The 15,139-nt window shown below is 72.7% G+C and carries 15 protein-coding genes and 2 pseudogenes; 11 read left to right on the top strand and 6 right to left on the bottom strand.

The window, feature by feature from the left end:
* The first annotated feature begins 37 nt into the window (after positions 1–37).
* Positions 38–595, top strand: a complete 558-nt coding sequence (locus EJ357_RS02755) for a hypothetical protein (protein WP_126388236.1) — start codon at positions 38–40, stop codon at positions 593–595.
* On the opposite strand, the gene EJ357_RS02760 is transcribed toward EJ357_RS02755, so the two are convergent.
* The 3 genes from EJ357_RS02760 to EJ357_RS02770 all read right to left on the bottom strand — a co-directional run bounded on the left by EJ357_RS02760 (position 586) and on the right by EJ357_RS02770 (position 3,342).
* Positions 586–1,500 (bottom strand): SDR family oxidoreductase, encoded by a 915-nt coding sequence (locus tag EJ357_RS02760; protein ID WP_126388238.1) that lies wholly within the window; start codon positions 1,498–1,500, stop codon positions 586–588. The two genes, EJ357_RS02755 and EJ357_RS02760, sit on opposite strands and share 10 nt — an antisense overlap.
* A gap of 121 nt (positions 1,501–1,621) precedes the next feature.
* Positions 1,622–2,257, bottom strand: a complete 636-nt coding sequence (locus EJ357_RS02765) for an MBL fold metallo-hydrolase (protein WP_126388240.1) — start codon at positions 2,255–2,257, stop codon at positions 1,622–1,624.
* Complete coding sequence (locus EJ357_RS02770; RefSeq protein WP_126388242.1) at positions 2,254–3,342, bottom strand: S-(hydroxymethyl)mycothiol dehydrogenase; 1,089 nt, start codon at positions 3,340–3,342, stop codon at positions 2,254–2,256. Before EJ357_RS02770 ends, EJ357_RS02765 begins: the two co-directional genes overlap by 4 nt.
* 221 nt (positions 3,343–3,563) lie before the next feature.
* On the opposite strand from EJ357_RS02770, the pseudogene EJ357_RS02775 reads away from it, so the two are divergent.
* From EJ357_RS02775 to EJ357_RS02780, 3 genes and pseudogenes are all read left to right on the top strand, one after another.
* A pseudogene (locus EJ357_RS02775) lies at positions 3,564–4,916 on the top strand (MBL fold metallo-hydrolase); the annotation flags it as partial.
* A 27-nt stretch (positions 4,917–4,943) separates the two neighbouring features.
* Positions 4,944–5,252 (top strand): annotated as a pseudogene (locus EJ357_RS50460) (rhodanese-like domain-containing protein); the annotation flags it as partial.
* Positions 5,253–5,465: 213 nt separating this feature from the next.
* A complete protein-coding gene (locus EJ357_RS02780; RefSeq protein ID WP_126388246.1) occupies positions 5,466–6,215 on the top strand; it encodes a sulfite exporter TauE/SafE family protein in 750 nt (249 codons plus the stop codon).
* 3 nt (positions 6,216–6,218) lie between these two features.
* Here the strand turns inward: EJ357_RS02780 and EJ357_RS02785 are convergent, their stop codons facing one another.
* Entirely contained in the window at positions 6,219–6,506 is a 288-nt protein-coding gene (locus EJ357_RS02785; RefSeq protein WP_126388248.1) for a metal-sensitive transcriptional regulator, read from the bottom strand.
* Positions 6,507–6,570: 64 nt separating this feature from the next.
* Between EJ357_RS02785 and EJ357_RS02790 the strand changes: the two genes are divergently transcribed.
* Entirely contained in the window at positions 6,571–7,179 is a 609-nt protein-coding gene (locus tag EJ357_RS02790; RefSeq protein WP_126388250.1) for a rhodanese-like domain-containing protein, read from the top strand.
* On the opposite strand, the gene EJ357_RS02795 is transcribed toward EJ357_RS02790, so the two are convergent.
* A complete protein-coding gene (locus tag EJ357_RS02795) occupies positions 7,172–7,777 on the bottom strand; it encodes a transketolase (protein WP_228472933.1) in 606 nt (201 codons plus the stop codon). The genes EJ357_RS02790 and EJ357_RS02795 overlap by 8 nt on opposite strands.
* On the opposite strand from EJ357_RS02795, the gene EJ357_RS48090 reads away from it, so the two are divergent.
* Positions 7,769–7,927 carry a hypothetical protein gene (locus tag EJ357_RS48090; protein WP_175647290.1) on the top strand — a complete coding sequence of 53 codons (159 nt, stop codon included), beginning with the start codon at positions 7,769–7,771 and terminating at the stop codon, positions 7,925–7,927. The two genes, EJ357_RS02795 and EJ357_RS48090, sit on opposite strands and share 9 nt — an antisense overlap.
* A 28-nt stretch (positions 7,928–7,955) precedes the next feature.
* Positions 7,956–9,710 (top strand): ABC transporter ATP-binding protein, encoded by a 1,755-nt coding sequence (locus tag EJ357_RS02805; protein WP_126388252.1) that lies wholly within the window; start codon positions 7,956–7,958, stop codon positions 9,708–9,710.
* 25 nt (positions 9,711–9,735) lie between these two features.
* Here the strand turns inward: EJ357_RS02805 and EJ357_RS02810 are convergent, their stop codons facing one another.
* On the bottom strand, positions 9,736–10,584 hold the full coding sequence (locus EJ357_RS02810) for a (2Fe-2S)-binding protein (RefSeq protein WP_126388254.1): 849 nt from the start codon (positions 10,582–10,584) through the stop codon (positions 9,736–9,738).
* 206 nt (positions 10,585–10,790) lie between these two features.
* On the opposite strand from EJ357_RS02810, the gene EJ357_RS02815 reads away from it, so the two are divergent.
* The 4 genes from EJ357_RS02815 (at position 10,791) to EJ357_RS02830 (ending at position 15,078) form a co-directional block, all read left to right on the top strand.
* Positions 10,791–11,783 carry a FecCD family ABC transporter permease gene (locus tag EJ357_RS02815; protein ID WP_126399136.1) on the top strand — a complete coding sequence of 331 codons (993 nt, stop codon included), beginning with the start codon at positions 10,791–10,793 and terminating at the stop codon, positions 11,781–11,783.
* Positions 11,784–11,851: 68 nt separating this feature from the next.
* Complete coding sequence (locus tag EJ357_RS02820) at positions 11,852–12,898, top strand: FecCD family ABC transporter permease (RefSeq protein WP_126388256.1); 1,047 nt, start codon at positions 11,852–11,854, stop codon at positions 12,896–12,898.
* Between the two features lie 199 nt (positions 12,899–13,097).
* Positions 13,098–13,964, top strand: a complete 867-nt coding sequence (locus EJ357_RS02825; protein ID WP_228472935.1) for an ABC transporter ATP-binding protein — start codon at positions 13,098–13,100, stop codon at positions 13,962–13,964.
* Positions 13,965–14,061: 97 nt separating this feature from the next.
* A complete protein-coding gene (locus tag EJ357_RS02830) occupies positions 14,062–15,078 on the top strand; it encodes an ABC transporter substrate-binding protein (protein WP_126388258.1) in 1,017 nt (338 codons plus the stop codon).
* Positions 15,079–15,139: the final 61 nt, after the last annotated feature.

Genomic DNA, 15,139 nt, shown 5'->3' on the forward strand with positions numbered 1-15,139 from the left:
GTGCCGGGACGGTCATCCGGGCAGGTAGCGTGCGTCCATGTCCGCGTTCATTCAGCAACTCCCCGCGCTCATCGGTGTCGTGATCGGCGCGCTCGGTTCGTATGTGGTGGTCGTGCGGGGCGACCGGGTGAGGTTCCGGCGGGAGCAGGCGGCGCGTTGGGAGGAGCGGCGGCTCGCCGTGTACAGCGACTACGCGCGGTCGGTGAAGAAGGCGGTCACGGTGGCCTACCGGGTCGCAGCCGAACGCGGCATCGGCACGCACCCGCACCCCCTGACCCTCGACGTCGCCCAGCCGCTGCTGGCCGAGGCGAACGACGAACGGGACCCCTCGGGCGAGGCGCTGATCATGCTGGGCAGCGTCGTCGTGGTGGAGAAGGCGCGGGCCTGGGTCACGACGGTGATGGACATGGAGCGCTTCCTCCGCGAGGGCGGCCGGGACCAGGAGGCCTGGCAGGCGCTGCTGGAGAGGCAGCGCGCCGGGCGCGAGGGCTACTACGCGGCGGTGCGGGAGGACCTGGGCCTCCCGCCGGGCCACTCCGCGCGCTGGCCGATCCGCGAGGCCGAGCCGGTGCCCCCGGTACCGTCTCAGCGGTAGCCCGTCGTGTCCGCCGGCTTCCCCGCGTCCTGGACCTCGACCAGGTACCGCCAGGCATCGGGGCGGCTGCCGTCGAGGTCCGTGAAGCCGTAGACCTGCGCGAGCTGCCCGCCGGAGAGGGACTCGCCGTTCCAGCGGGCCACGTCGGGGTCGGCGGCGAGGGCGGCGACGGCGCGGCCCACATAGCGCGGGGTCTCGGAGATGGCGAAGTGCGGGACGCGCTCGAGGGCGTCGCGCCAGTTGTCCTCCCGCACTCCGAAGGCCTCCAGCATCATCTCGGAGCGCAGCCAGCCCGGGGTCAGCGCGACGGCGGTGGCGCCGCGCGGTCCGAGTTCATGGCCGAGGGAGAAGGCCATGCGCAGGACCGACGCCTTGGCCAGGTCGTAGAAGAAGGAGCTCCGGTAGTTGACGCGGTTGTACTCCGCGGTGCCGTCGGTCATCTCGACCACCAGTCCGCCGGGGTGGCGCAGGAGCAGCGGCAGGGCGTGATGGCTGGTGATCGCGTGGGTCTCGACGGCCAGCCGGAGCAGGCGCAGGCCCTTGTCGAGGTCGTGCTCCCAGACCGGGCTGTCCCAGGCGAACAGCTTCTCGCCGCCCCAGATGTCGTTGACGAGGACGTCGAGGCGGCCCTGCTCCTGCGCGATCCGGTCCACCAGGACACGGACCTGCGCCGGGTCGAGATGGTCGGCGGGTACGGCGATGCCCTGGCCTCCCGCCTCGGTGACGAGGTCGGCGGTGTCCTCGATCGTCTCGGGGCGGTCGTACTCCGAGCGCCGGGCGCGTGTGCTGCGTCCCGTCACGTAGACGGTGGCCCCGGCGGCCCCGAGCTCCACGGCGATACCGCGTCCGGCTCCCCGTGTCGCCCCGGCGACCAGTGTGACCTTGTCCTTCAGCGGCTGTGACATGTCCGGCCTCCCGACCCCGTGCTTGTTACGTCGCTGTCGAGGGTGCCGGGTAAGCCGGACATCTTCTGTCGTCTTTTAAGGGCGGGTGTGGCCTTTTGCGGGAGGGTCACCCGTCCGGGCCTCAGTGGCCGCGGTCGATCCACTCCTGCAGATGCGGCGTCTCCGTGCCGATGGTGGTCGCGTCGCCGTGGCCGGTGAGGACCTTGGTCTCGGGCGGGAGGGTGAGCAGGCGGGTGCGGATCGAGTCGATGATCGTCGGGAAGTGGGAGTAGGAACGGCCGGTGGCGCCGGGGCCGCCCTGGAAGAGGGTGTCGCCGGTGAAGACGACGCCCAGGCCGGGGTCGTACAGGCACACCGCGCCCGGCGCGTGGCCCGGGGTGTGCAGGACGGTGAGGTCGGCGCCCGCGGCCTCGATGATCTGCCCGTCCACGAGATGGGCGTCGGGGTCGCGGTCCGGATGGGTCTGCTTCCACAGCGACAGGTCGTCGGGGTGGAGCCAGATGGTGGCGCCGGTGCGGTCGGCGAGGGCGGGTGCGGCGTCGATGTGGTCGTTGTGGGCGTGGGTGCACACGATCGCGGTGAGGCGGCGGTCACCGACGGCCTCGGCGATGGCGTCGGCGTCATGGGCGGCGTCGATGACGATCACCTCCTGGTCGTCGCCGACGATCCACACGTTGTTCTCGACGTCCCAGGTGCCGCCGTCCAGCGTGAACTGGCCGGAAGTGACCAGGCGTTCGATGCGCGCGGCCCCGCTCACAGCGTCACCACCGAGCGCAGGACGTCGCCGCCGTGCATCCGCTCGAACGCCTTCTCCACCTCGTCGAGCTGGATGGTCTCGGTGACGAACGCCGCCAGGTCCAGACGGCCCTGCAGGTGCAGGTCGATCAGCATCGGGAAGTCGCGTGAGGGCAGGCAGTCGCCGTACCAGGAGGACTTCAGCGCGCCACCACGGCCGAAGACGTCCAGAAGCGGCAGTTCCAACTTCATCTCCGGGGTGGGCACACCGACCAGGACGACCGTGCCGGCGAGGTCGCGGGCGTAGAAGGCCTGCTTGTACGTCTCCGGACGGCCCACCGCCTCGATGACGACATCCGCGCCGAAGCCGCCGGTCAGCTCGCGGATCGCCTCCACCGGATCCGTCTGCCGGGAGTTGACGGTGTGCGTGGCGCCCATCGCGCGGGCCTTGTCCAGCTTGCGGTCGTCGATGTCGACGGCGATGATCCTCGCCGCCCCGGCCAGCCGCGACCCGGCGATCGCCGCGTCCCCCACCCCGCCGCAGCCGATCACCGCCACGCTGTCACCACGCCCCACCCGCCCCGTGTTGATCGCCGCGCCGATTCCGGCCATCACCCCGCAGCCCAGCAGACCCGCGACCTGCGGTGCCACCGACGCGTCCACCTTGGTGCACTGCCCGGCCGCCACCAGCGTCTTCTGCGCGAACGCACCGATACCCAGCGCCGGGGACAGCTCCTGCCCGGACGAGGCAAGGGTCATCTTCTGCTTTGCGTTGTGGGTGTTGAAGCAGTACCAGGGCCGACCCCGCAGACACGCACGACACTGACCGCACACCGCACGCCAGTTGAGGATCACGAAGTCCCCGGGCTCGACGTCGGTGACTCCCTCGCCGACGGCCTCCACCACACCGGCCGCCTCATGCCCGAGCAGGAAGGGGAAGTCGTCGCTGATGCCGCCCTGCTTGTAGTGCAGGTCGGTATGGCACACACCGCACGCCTGCACCTTCACCACGGCCTCGCCCGGCCCCGGATCGGGCACCACGATCGTCTCCACCCGCACCGGCTCGTCCTTGCCCGGTGCGATCACACCGCGAACTTCCTGCGCCATGGTGCTTCACCCTTCCCTCGGCGGCTCCGGTTCCACTCCCGACCCTAGATGTGACTGATCAGTAAAGGCACGCGGCAGAGCCCTTCACAGCACCATCCAGCCACCACACCACTGGATACCCCCCGGGGTACCTCTGCTATCTTTGACATATACCCCCGGGGGTAATTCTTCCAGCGGGTTTCACGGGGAGACGGGGAAGACGAGGAGAGAGGAGCACTGCCGTGTATTTCGTCGACACCATCGACGTGCCGGGGCTCGGGAACCGCAGCTATCTGGCGGGCGGTGCGCACAGCGCCGTGGTCGTCGATCCGCCCAGGGACATCGACCGGGTGATCGCGGCCGCCGCCCGGCGGGGTGTGCGCATCACGCATGTCGCCGAGACCCACGTCCACAACGACTACGTGACCGGCGGCCTGGAGCTGGCCCGGATCACCGGTGCCGCGTATCTCGTACCGGCCGCGGCGCGGGTGGGGTACGAGCGGGTGGCGGTCGCCGACGGGGACCGTACGGAGATCGCGGACGGCCTGGGGCTGCGTGCCCTGGCCACTGCGGGGCACACCCCGCACCACACCTCGTACGTCCTGGAGGAGTCCGGGCGCGCGGTGGCCGTCTTCACCGGCGGTTCGCTGCTGATCGGCACGGTCGGGCGGCCCGACCTCGTGGAGCCGCGGCTGACCGGGCCGCTGGCGCGGGCGCAGTACGACTCCGCGCACCGGCTGGCCGCCGAGCTGCCGGACGAGACGGCGGTCCTGCCTACGCACGGTTTCGGCAGCTTCTGCTCCGCCACGCAGGGGGCCGGCGGGACGGCGACGACCATCGGACGCGAGCGCGCCGTCAACGAGGCTCTGGTGAAGGACGTGGACACGTTCGTCGCGGACCTGCTCGCCGGGCTGGAGGACATCCCGGCCTACTACGCGCACATGGGCCCGGCGAACGCGGAAGGTCCGGCGCCGGTGGACCTGACCCCGCCGCACCCGGCCGACGCCGGGGAGATCGCGGCGCGGCTGGCCGCCGGGGAGTGGGTGGTGGATCTGCGCAACCGGGTGGCGTTCGCCGAGGGACATGTCGCCGGGTCGTTCAACTTCGAGGCCGAGGGGCAGCTCGCCACCTATCTGGCCTGGCTGCTGCCATGGGGCAAGCCGGTCACGCTGCTGGCCGAGAGCCCGGCCCAACTGGCCGACGCCCAGCGGGAACTGGTCCGGGTCGGCATCGACCGGCCGGCCGCCGCCGCGACCGGTTCCCCCGCCGACTGGACACCGCAGGGCGAGCGGCCGCGCTCCTTCCCGCGCGGCACCTTCGCCGACCTGGCCGCTGCCGAACGGGCCGCACGGCACGGCGTCGTGGTCCTGGACGTGCGGCGCGACTCCGAGCGCGCCGCCGGTCACATCCGGGGCTCGGTGCACATTCCGCTGCACCGGCTGCGCGACCGTCTCGCGGAGATACCGGACGGCACCGTGTGGGTGCACTGCGCCGGCGGTATGCGCGCGGCCATCGCCGCCTCGCTGCTGGACGCGGCGGGACGTGACGTCGTCGCCGTCGACGACGGGTTCGCCGCGGCGCACGAAGCCGGGCTCCCCATGGCACGCATCACCGCGGCGCAGGCTCATGAGCGGGTGGGCGCGGACGCCGTTCTCGTGGACGTGCGCGAGCGCGACGAATGGGCCGCCGGACACGCTCCGGGCGCCGTACTCGCGCCGCTGTCCGCACTGTCGTCCGGGGAACTGCTCCCACAGGCCGCACAGGGCCGGCCGGTCGTCGCGATCTGCCGCTCCGGGAAGCGCTCCCGGGAGGCCGCGGCCCTGCTCGCGGCGCGCGGCGCCGATGTCGTGGACGTGATCGGCGGCATGAGCGCCTGGGCCGAGGCAGGGCTTCCCGTGGTGGCGGAGCCGGGGGCGCGCGGTGGTGAGTGAGGGCGCGGGCGGAGCGCGGGAGATCCTGGGCGATACGCGGGAGTTCGCGGGGCGAGCCCGGGAGCTCACGAGCCCCGCCCACCAGTCCGCGGAGCGAGCCCGGGAGCCGCTGCCAGAAGCGGTGCCGCCCCATCACTTCGGCCGCGCACGACCCCTGTCTCTGCGGGTGCCCCTGGACCACCACGCCTTGTCCCGCCGCCCGGGCCTCCCACGGTGAGCGCCCTTGTCCTCGGCCTGCTCGCCGGTGCCGTCACCGGGCTCGCGCTCGGGGCGTTGGGAGGTGGCGGCAGTGTGCTCGCCGTGCCCGCGCTGATGTATCTGCTGGGCTTCACGCCGGCCGCGGCGGCGACCGCGAGTCTGGTCATCGTCGCCGTCACGTCCGTCACCGCGCTGGGCGCGCATGCCCGCGAGGGCACCGTGCGATGGCGTGCCGGGGCGCTGTTCGCGGCGGCGGGCCTGGTGCCCGCGGCGGTCGGCGGGGCGCTGTCCGGGCGGCTGCCTCCCGGCCTGCTCACCGGGGCGTTCGCGGTGATCGCCGCTGTCGCCGCGCTGCGCATGCTCCGGCCGTCGGCCGCCGTACGGCACGACGACGTGCCGGTGCGTCCCGGTCGGGTCGTTCAGGCCGGCGCGGGGCTCGGCGCGGTCACCGGGGTGCTCGGGGTGGGCGGCGGCTTCCTCGCCGTACCGGCGCTGGTGAACGTGGTGGGGCTGCGGATGCGGGCCGCCGTGGGCACGAGCCTGCTGGTCATCACCGTCAACTCGCTGGTCGCGCTGGCGGCTCGGGCCGGCTCGGCCGCGCCCGTGGACTGGACCGCCGTCGCGCCCTTCGCCGCGGCCGCGGTGCTCGGTGCCTGGGACGGCAGGCGTCTCGCCGCGAAGGTCTCCGGAGGCACGCTTCAGCGGCTCTTCGCGTACGTCCTGCTGGCGGTGGCGTTGTTCATGCTGGGCGACGCCGTCGCGTGACACCTACGCCAGCGACAGGAACAGCTTCTCCAGCCGGGCCTTCATCTGCTGCGTCGTCTCGCCGTCCCGCTCGTTCCTGTCGGCGTCGGTGAGGCACTGCTGCAGCCCGGTCGCGATGATCGCGAAGCCGGCCCGGTCCAGGGCCCGGGAGGCGGCGGCGAGCTGAGTGACGACGTCCTCGCAGTCGCGGCCCTCCTCGATCATCTTGATCACTCCGGAGATCTGACCCTGCGCCCGGCGCAGACGGTTCAGCACCGACTTGAGCTCATCGCCCTCGAACTGCAGCTCCACGATCACTCCCTCTACATACCCTTGGGGGTATTTTACCCCCTCCCTCGAAAGGATCTCACTCCCCGTGAACCCGCAGCTCAACCCCGACTCCCACAACCCCACCTCCCTCAACCCCGACGAGGCCCGCACCCGGCTGCCCGGCCTGACCGTCATCGACGTACGCACGCCGGGCGAGTACGCCGCCGGCCATCTCCCCGAGGCCCTCAACATCCCCTTGGACCAGCTCGACAGTGCCCTGCCCGAGCTCCGGCGGCTTTCCGGCGAGTTGCTGGTCGTCTGCGCCTCCGGCGCCCGCTCGGAGAACGCGTGCCGTGTGCTCGCCGGGCACGGCATACCGGCCATGACCCTGACGGGCGGCACCCAGGGCTGGGCGGGGCGCGGGCACGAACTGCACCGACCGGCATCGGGCACGCGCGCCGTGTGGGCCATGGAGCGCCAGGTCCGCTTCACGGCGGGCACGATCGTCCTGGCCGGCCTCGGCCTCGGACTCCTGCACCCGGCCTGGCAGTTGCTCTCCGCGGGGGTCGCGGGCGGCCTGGTGTTCTCGGCCCTCACCAACACCTGCGGCATGGCCTCCCTGCTGTCGAAGCTGCCGCACAACCGTCCGCGCCCCGGCGACCTGGAAGCGACCCTGGCCGCTCTGGCCGAGCGCGGGCGGCCCGCGGTCACCTGAGGAAATCCCGGACGGCCCGGGCGAGATCGGCCTCGTCCAGGCCGTCCGCGTCACCCAGGGGCAGCAGACGGTGCGGTACGTGGAGGAGCGTCTCGGCGACGTGCCGGGCGGACAGTCCGGGCCGCCCGGGCTCGACGAGCACCACGTCCGCGTGGTCGGCGGCCAGGACGGCCGTGCGCAGGCCGACCTCGTCGAAGGGCCGGACGGTGGCCGTGTAGAGCACGGTCAGGTCGAGGCCGGCCGTGGCCCGCAGGACGGGGTCGAGGGTGGCGCCCACCGCGGCGACGACTCCGTCGGGCCCTTCGCGGACGAGCTCGAAGCCCTCGGTCACGCCGCGCGGTTCGGCGTTGGAGACGCCGGACACGTGCACGCACGCCCGGTCGCCGCCGCGCACGGCGCGCTCGATCGCGCGGCGCACCTCGACGGGGTGGCCGGGGGCGTGCACGGCCCAGCGGGGGTCGGTGGCGAACCGCGTATCCCGCTGGTCTCCGACACCACCGGCGAGCCGGTGGGAGCCGAGGCCGCCCGGCCGGACCACTGGGTTCGGGCACTGCGCGATCCGGTCCGTTTCGCGGACGCGGTCACCCGCATGAGGCATGACGGTGTGACCGCCTTCGTCGAACTGGGGCCGGGCGAGGTCCTGTCCCGCGTGCTCGACGCCTGTCTGCCGCAGGGGGACGACCGGCCGATCGTGCTCTGCGTCGCCCGGAACCGGCACGCCCAAGGCAGGCGGGCCGACGTAGCCTGAATGCTCCGTCCGACTCCGAAGGAGCGCCGTGAGCACAGACCGGACAGCGACCGACCAGCCCGCTTGGCGGCTGCTCCTCGGCTACGTACGGCCCCACCGGTGGGCCCTGCTGACGGGCGCCCTGCTGTCGCTGGTCACCGGGGCCACGGGGCTGCTCCTTCCGCTGGTGGCGCGGGACTTGATCGACGACCTGTCCCACGACCGGGCCATCACCGGGGCGCTGCTGGTCATGTCCGGGCTGGTGGTGGCGAACGCGGCGCTGGGCGCGCTGGGCTCGTACGTGCTGCGGCGCACCGCCGAGTCGGTGGTGCTCGGCGCGCGGCGCGCCCTGTCGTCGTATCTGCTGCGGCTGCGCATCACCGCCGTGGACCGCAGTGAGCCGGGCGATCTGATGGCCCGCATCACCTCGGACACGACGCTGCTGCGCGAGGTCACCACCGACTCCCTCGTCGGCCTCGGCACCGGCGGGCTCACGCTGGTGGCGACGGTGGTGATGATGGGCCTGGTGGACCCGGTGCTGCTGGCGGTCACGCTCGCCGTGATCCTGGGCGCCGGGACGATCCTCGGCGTGATCGTGCCGCGCATCAACCGGGCCAGCCGCGAGGCGCAGAACGCGGTCGGCGTGATGGGGGCCTCGCTGGAGCGGATACTCGGGGCGCTGCGCACGGTGAAGGCGTCCGGCGCCGAGCACCGGGAGGAGCGGACCCTGCACGAGGCCGCCGAGGAGTCGTGGCGGCAGAGCGTACGGGCCGCCAAATGGTCGGCGGCGGCGGGCAACACGGCCGGGCTCGCCATGCAGATCGCCTTCATCACGGTGCTCGCGGTGGGCGGGGCGCGGGTGGCGACCGGGGCGGTCGACGTCGGCACGCTGGTCGCCTTCCTGCTGTACGTCTTCTATCTGATGTCGCCGATCCAGCAGGTCGTCGGCGCCATCACCCAGTACCAGACGGGCGCGGCGGCGCTCGCCAGGATCCAGGAGGCGCTGCAACTGCCCGCCGAACCGGCCGCCGTACCCGAGCCGTTGCCCGCCGCCGGGGTGGAGCCCGCCGCGCTCGCCTTCGACGACGTCCGCTTCCGCTACGCCGACGACCTGCCGTACGTCCACCACGGGGTGACGTTCGCCGTGCCCGCGCAAGGGATGACCGCGTTCGTCGGCCCGTCGGGCGCGGGGAAGACCACCGTCTTCTCCCTCATCGAGCGGTTCTACGACCCCGAGGCGGGGACCATCTCGCTCGACGGGCGGGATCTGGCGGACTGGGAGCTGTCCCGGCTGCGGTCCGCCATCGGCTATGTGGAGCAGGACGCGCCGGTCCTGTCGGGATCACTGCGGGACAACCTGCTGCTCGGCAACCCCGACGCGGACGACGACGCCGTCACGCGGGTGCTGAAGACGACCCGGCTCGACGGCCTGGTCGCCCGGCTGCCCAGCGGTCTCGACACGCTCGTCGGACACCGCGGCACCAAGCTGTCCGGCGGGGAGCGCCAGCGCGTCGCCATCGCCCGCGCCCTGCTGCGCCGCCCCCGCCTGCTGCTGCTCGACGAGGCGACCTCGCAGCTGGACGCGGTGAACGAGGCGGCGTTGCGCGACACCGTCGCCGATGTCGCCCGTACGACCACGGTGCTGGTCGTCGCGCACCGGTTGTCGACGGTGACGATGGCCGACCGGATCGTGGTGATGGACGCGGGCCGGGTGCGCGCGGTGGGCACGCATCGCGAACTCGTCGCGCAGGACCCGCTGTACGCGGAACTGGCGGCGACGCAGTTCCTGGCGACGGCCGGGTGACGACACCGGCCGCGCCGTCGGGGGCTCAGCCCTGCAGCCTGCGAAGCCGCTCCGCGTCGCAGGTGCGGGGGCATGTGGAGCATGCCTCGTCCGGGCGGATCGTGTAGTACATGCAGCAGCCCGCGCGAGTGCGGGTGGGGTGCCGCTGTCCGTCCGGGGTCGTCAGGTAGCGGAAGTCGGCGCCGCCGGGATACGGAGCGACGGAGCCGGGAAGCAGTTCGGTGGCCGCGCGTACGGCGTCGCCCTCGCGGCCGAGGATCCGGCCCAGGTACCAGATGCCGGAGACGAGGTCGTCGGAGACCATCCCCCACAGGGCGCGCGGGCCGCGCCGTACGAGCGGGCCGATCGCTTCCAGGAGCGGCGCCATGTGGTCGGCGACCGCCCGCCTCAACTCCACGCGCAGCGCCTCTTCGTGAGGGACCGTCAGCGCGGTGGGAAGGTCGGCGTCCGAGTCGTCGGGCAGGCAGGCGAAGTCGGTTCCGGGAGCGAGGGTGAACACGGACGAGCCGAGATCCAGCCGCAGCTCCTCGGGCCGGATGCGCGGCACCCTCCGCTCCAGGTACCAGGGTCCACTCATGAGCAGCGCGACCGACCAGGCGTAGTCGTGCAGGGCGCGCGAGGCGGCCACATCGCGGCGCGGGGCGACCGTGTGGCGGTCCTGGATCCGGCCCGCCTCGGCGTCGACGAACGCTTCGAGGACGGCCGGTTCGGCTGCCAACTCGGCCGCTGTCACGCCGGCCTGGGCCACATCCTCACCCGGCTCCGCGACCCGCACGGACAGGACTTCGCAGAGGTCGGTCAGCCCGCGGTAGACGTCACCGAGCGTGCGCCGGGGCGGGGCGCCGGTCGGCGGGGTCGTCAGGGCCAGGGACATCGACGCTCCAGTACGGGATTTGCACACGCTGGCGAGGTAAGGCTTACCTTACACACGTCATCGCTGGACAACCGCATGATCGCAGCCGGAACGCGATCTTCTATTGCGAACGTCACAGAGATCACACAGCAGTTGAAATCTAAAGCAAGGCTAACCTAATCTCACGGCTTGTGACTGCGACCCAACAGGGCGCACCCCCCACAGGTGTGCCCTCCCGTGCCCTGAGGCACATTCCGATCTTCCTCGCCGGCATCGCCGCCCTCGCCCTCTGCACCGCCCTGAGCCTCGCCCTCGGCGCCCGTTCGGTACCCCTGTCCACGGTGACCGACGCGCTGTTCGGCGACGCCCATGGGCGGGACGCGCTCGTGGTGACCGGGCTGCGGCTGCCGCGTACGGTCATCGGACTGGCCGTCGGGGCCGCGCTCGGGGTCGCCGGGGCCGTGGCGCAGGGCATCACCCGCAATCCGCTCGCCTCACCCACGACGCTCGGCATCAACGCGGGCGCCGGTTTCGCGGTCGTCGTCGCCATCTTCGCGCTGAAGCTCAACAGCCCCGCCGAGTACGTGTGGTTCGCGTTCGCGGGCGCGACGGGCGCCGCCGTGTTCGCCCAGGCGCTGGCCCGGCGCGCCGGGGACATCGACGCCGTGCGGCTGGCGCTCGGCGGCACCGTCCTGCAACTGGTGCTGCTGTCCTGGACGTCGGCGGTGATGCTGATGAACCAGCGCACCCTGGACGAGGCCCGCTTCTGGCTGGCCGGGTCGCTAACCGGCCGCACCCTCGACGTACTGTGGCCGGTGCTGCCGACCCTGCTGCTCGGCCTCGTGGTCGCGCTGGCCGTCTCCCCCGCCCTCAACGCCCTTGCCCTGGGCGACGATTCGGCCCAGGCGCTCGGCGTCCCGGTGGCCCGGATCCGGCTGGCCGGCGGCATCGCGGTCGTGCTGCTCGCCGGATCGGCGGTGGCGGTGGCCGGTCCGGTCGCCTTCATCGGGCTGGCCGCGCCCCATCTCGTACGGCCGCTGCTCGGCGGCGACCACCGGCTGCTGGTGCCCGGCTGTCTGATCGCGGGCCCGCTGCTGCTGCTCGCGGCCGACGTGCTCGGCCGGATGGTGATCCGCCCCTCGGAACTGGAGGTCGGCATCGTCACCGCGTTCCTGGGCGCGCCGCTGCTCGCGCTGCTGGCTCGAAGGGTGGCCCGATGAGCACGACGAAGGGTGGCTCCATGAGCGCCACGAAGAGTGGCTCCGCCAGCGCCACGAAGGATGACTCGATGAGCGCCACGACCGTCGCCGTCCGGCCGAAGTCCACCGCCCGTGCCCGCGTCCGCCGCCGCGTGACGCTGTTCGCCACCACCGGTCTCCTCGCCCTCTTCGCCCTGCTCACCCTCTCCCTGACGACGGGTGAGATCCCGATGCCCGCCGGCACCGCCCTGCGCGCGCTGATCGGCCTCGGGGATCCGGGCGACGTGCTGGTGGTGCAGGAATTCCGGGCGCCGCGCTCGGTGGCGGCGATCGTCGCCGGTGCCGGCCTGGGCGCTGCGGGCTGTGTGCTGCAGCGTCTGTTCCGCAACCCGCTGGCCTCCCCGGACGTCATGGGCATCACCGGCGGTGCGTCGCTGGGCGCGGTGGCGTTGATCGCCGCCGGGGCCTCGCCGACGCTGATCCCGGTCGGTGCCCTGGGCGGCGGGCTGCTCGCGGCGCTGCTGCTGGGCGTGTTCGCCTGGGGCTCGGGCCTCGCGGTCACCCGGCTGGTGCTCACCGGGCTCGCCGTGCAGGCCGGACTCGCGGCCGCCGTGAACCTGATGATCGTGCGCTTCCCGGCCGAGCTCGCCGGATCCGCGCTGCAGTGGACCACCGGCTCGGTGTACGGGCGGACCTGGGCGGAGGTGTGGGGAGCGGGCGGCGCCATGGTGCCGGCCCTCGCCACCGCCCTGGTGATGAACCGTCAGTTGGCCGTGCTCGACCTCGGGGACGACTCGGCGGGCGCGCTCGGTCTGCGCACCTCCAGTGCCCGGCTCCGGCTTCTCGTCCTCGCCGTCGTGCTGGCGTCGCTGGCCGCCGCGCTGGCCGGTCCGGTGACGTTCGTGGCGCTCGCCGTGCCGCACATCGTGCGGTTCGTCACCGGGCCGCCGACCGCCGCGTCCCTGGCCCTCGCCGGGCTCACCGGCGCGGTCCTGCTGCTCGCCTCCGACCTGGTCGTGCATCACCTGCTGCCGATCGAGGGGCTGCCGGTCGGCGCGGTCACCGCCACGCTCGGCGCTCCCTGGCTGCTGATCCTGATGCTGCGTCAGAGCTCGCCCGTGCAGAGGAGTCAGTGATGACGGAGCGCGCCGCAGGGGATGTCGCGTTGTGCCGTCTGGCGTCTGCGGCGCCATCGTGGCCGGCCGCGCCCGCGCGGCGGGAGCCGCATGTTCAACACAGCCCCGCGCCCTTCAGGAGCGATGCCGTACTGCCGAGGACTTCGCGCCGCCTGCTCGGCGCCCCGCACGAACCCTCCCCCGCCCCCAGGAGCCGCACATGACCGCCACCGCCAACCAGCTCTCCACCCAGGGCCTCGACCTGCGCTACGGCGACCGGCTCGTGGTCGGGGAGCTCGACCTGACGCTGCCCGGCGGTGCCGTCACGGCCATCGTCGGCCCCAACGCCTGTGGGAAGTCGACCCTGTTGCGGGGCCTCAGCCGGCTCCTCGCCCCGGCCGCCGGCACCGTCACGCTCGACGGTTCCGACATCCACCGGATGTCCGCGCGGACGCTGGCCCTGCGCATGGGTCTGCTGCCGCAGCAGCCGGTCACGCCGGAGGCGATCACCGTCGAAGCGCTCGTACGCCTCGGCCGGTACCCGCATCAGCGGCTGCTGAGCCCCTGGTCCGCCGCCGACCAGAAGGCCGTCGACGAGGCCCTGGAGCGCACCGGCACCGCGGCCCTGCGCGACCACCCCGTCGACCGCCTCTCCGGCGGTCAGCGGCAACGGGCCTGGATCGCGCTGGCGTTGGCGCAGGACACCGAGCTGCTGCTGCTCGACGAGCCCACCACCTTCCTCGACCTCCGGCACCAGCTCGACGTCCTCGACCTGGTCGCCGCCCTGCACGCCGAGGCGGGCCGCACCGTGGTGATGGTGCTGCACGACCTCGGACAGGCCGCCCGCTACGCGGACCACATGGTGGTCCTCAAGGACGGCCGTCTGGCCGCCGCCGGCGCCCCGGCCGACGTCCTCGACGCGGAGCTGGTCAAGTCCGTGTTCGACGTGGACTGCCGGGTGATCCCAGACCCGGAGACCGGCACCCCGCTGGTCGTCCCCATGAGCCGAGGGGCGCGCCGGGGTCGAGAGCCCGAGCGCGCGGAGGCCCGAAGGGCTGAGCACGGTCGGGGTCTCGACCCCGGCTGAAAGCGCTCCGTAGGCGAATCAATCAAAAGGTGCGCAGTGCGGTGCGGCACTCCGCCGTCTCCGGCTGATCAACCACTAACAGAAAGTCCCCACGCTCATGCGCTCTCCCCTGCGCGGATTCGGCCGGCTCCTCGCCGTGCTGCTCTCCGTCCTGCTCGGTACGGCCGTGCTGGCCGCCTGCGGCAGCGAGAAGTCGTCCGACGAGGCCGACACGGCGAAGGCCCCCGGCGCCTCGTCGACCGCCTTCCCCCGCACCCTCAAGACCGTGATGGGCGACGTGAAGATCCCGTCCCAGCCGAAGCGGGTCGTCGTGCTCGACACCGGTGAGCTGGACGACGTCACCCTGCTCGGCATCGACCCGGTCGGCGCGGTCGCCCCGCACTTCAAGACCGAGGGCGGCTTCCCGACGTACCTGGACGGCGAGTTGAAGGACACCGTCGACGTCGGCCCGCTCCTGGAGCCGAACCTGGAGAAGATCGCCTCCCTCAAGCCCGACCTGATCCTGTCCTCCAAGGTCCGGCACGAGAAGGTCTACGACAAGCTCAGCGCGATCGCCCCGACCGTGTTCACCGAGACCACCGGCGGTGTCTGGAAGGAGAACCTCAAGGTCCACGCCGAGGCGCTGGGCCTGGAGAAGGAGGCCGCGGCCGAGCTGAAGGAGTACGAGACGCAGGCCAAGGCGCTCGGTGAGGCCATCAAGAAGAAGGACGGCGGCACCATGCCGACCGCGTCCGTGGTCCGCTTCATCGCCGGTCCGACCCGTCTGTACCAGTCCAACGCCTACAGCGGCGTCGTCCTGAACGACATCGGCCTCCAGCGCCCGAAGACGCAGATCTCCAGCGACCCCGAGGTCACGATGAAGGACGTCAGCCCCGAGCAGATCGACCAGGCCGACGCCGACCTGATCTTCGTGACCGCCGCCGACGCCGAGGACAAGACGCAGAAGGCGCAGGTCGTCTCCAACCCGGTGTGGAAGAGCCTGCCCGCCGTGAAGGACGGCAAGGTCTTCGAGGTCCCGGACGAGACGTGGATGTCCGGCATCGGTGTCCAGGCCGCCGAGGAGATGCTCAAGGACGTGGCGAAGGCCACCGGCGTGGAGCTCCCGGCGAAGTAACCGCCGCTGTTCTACCGGGGCGGGCCGCGCGCGACCGGCTCGGCCCGCCCCGACCCCCCAC

Origin of the sequence: Streptomyces cyaneochromogenes, from assembly GCF_003963535.1 — a bacterium.
Lineage (GTDB): Bacteria > Actinomycetota > Actinomycetes > Streptomycetales > Streptomycetaceae > Streptomyces > Streptomyces shaanxiensis.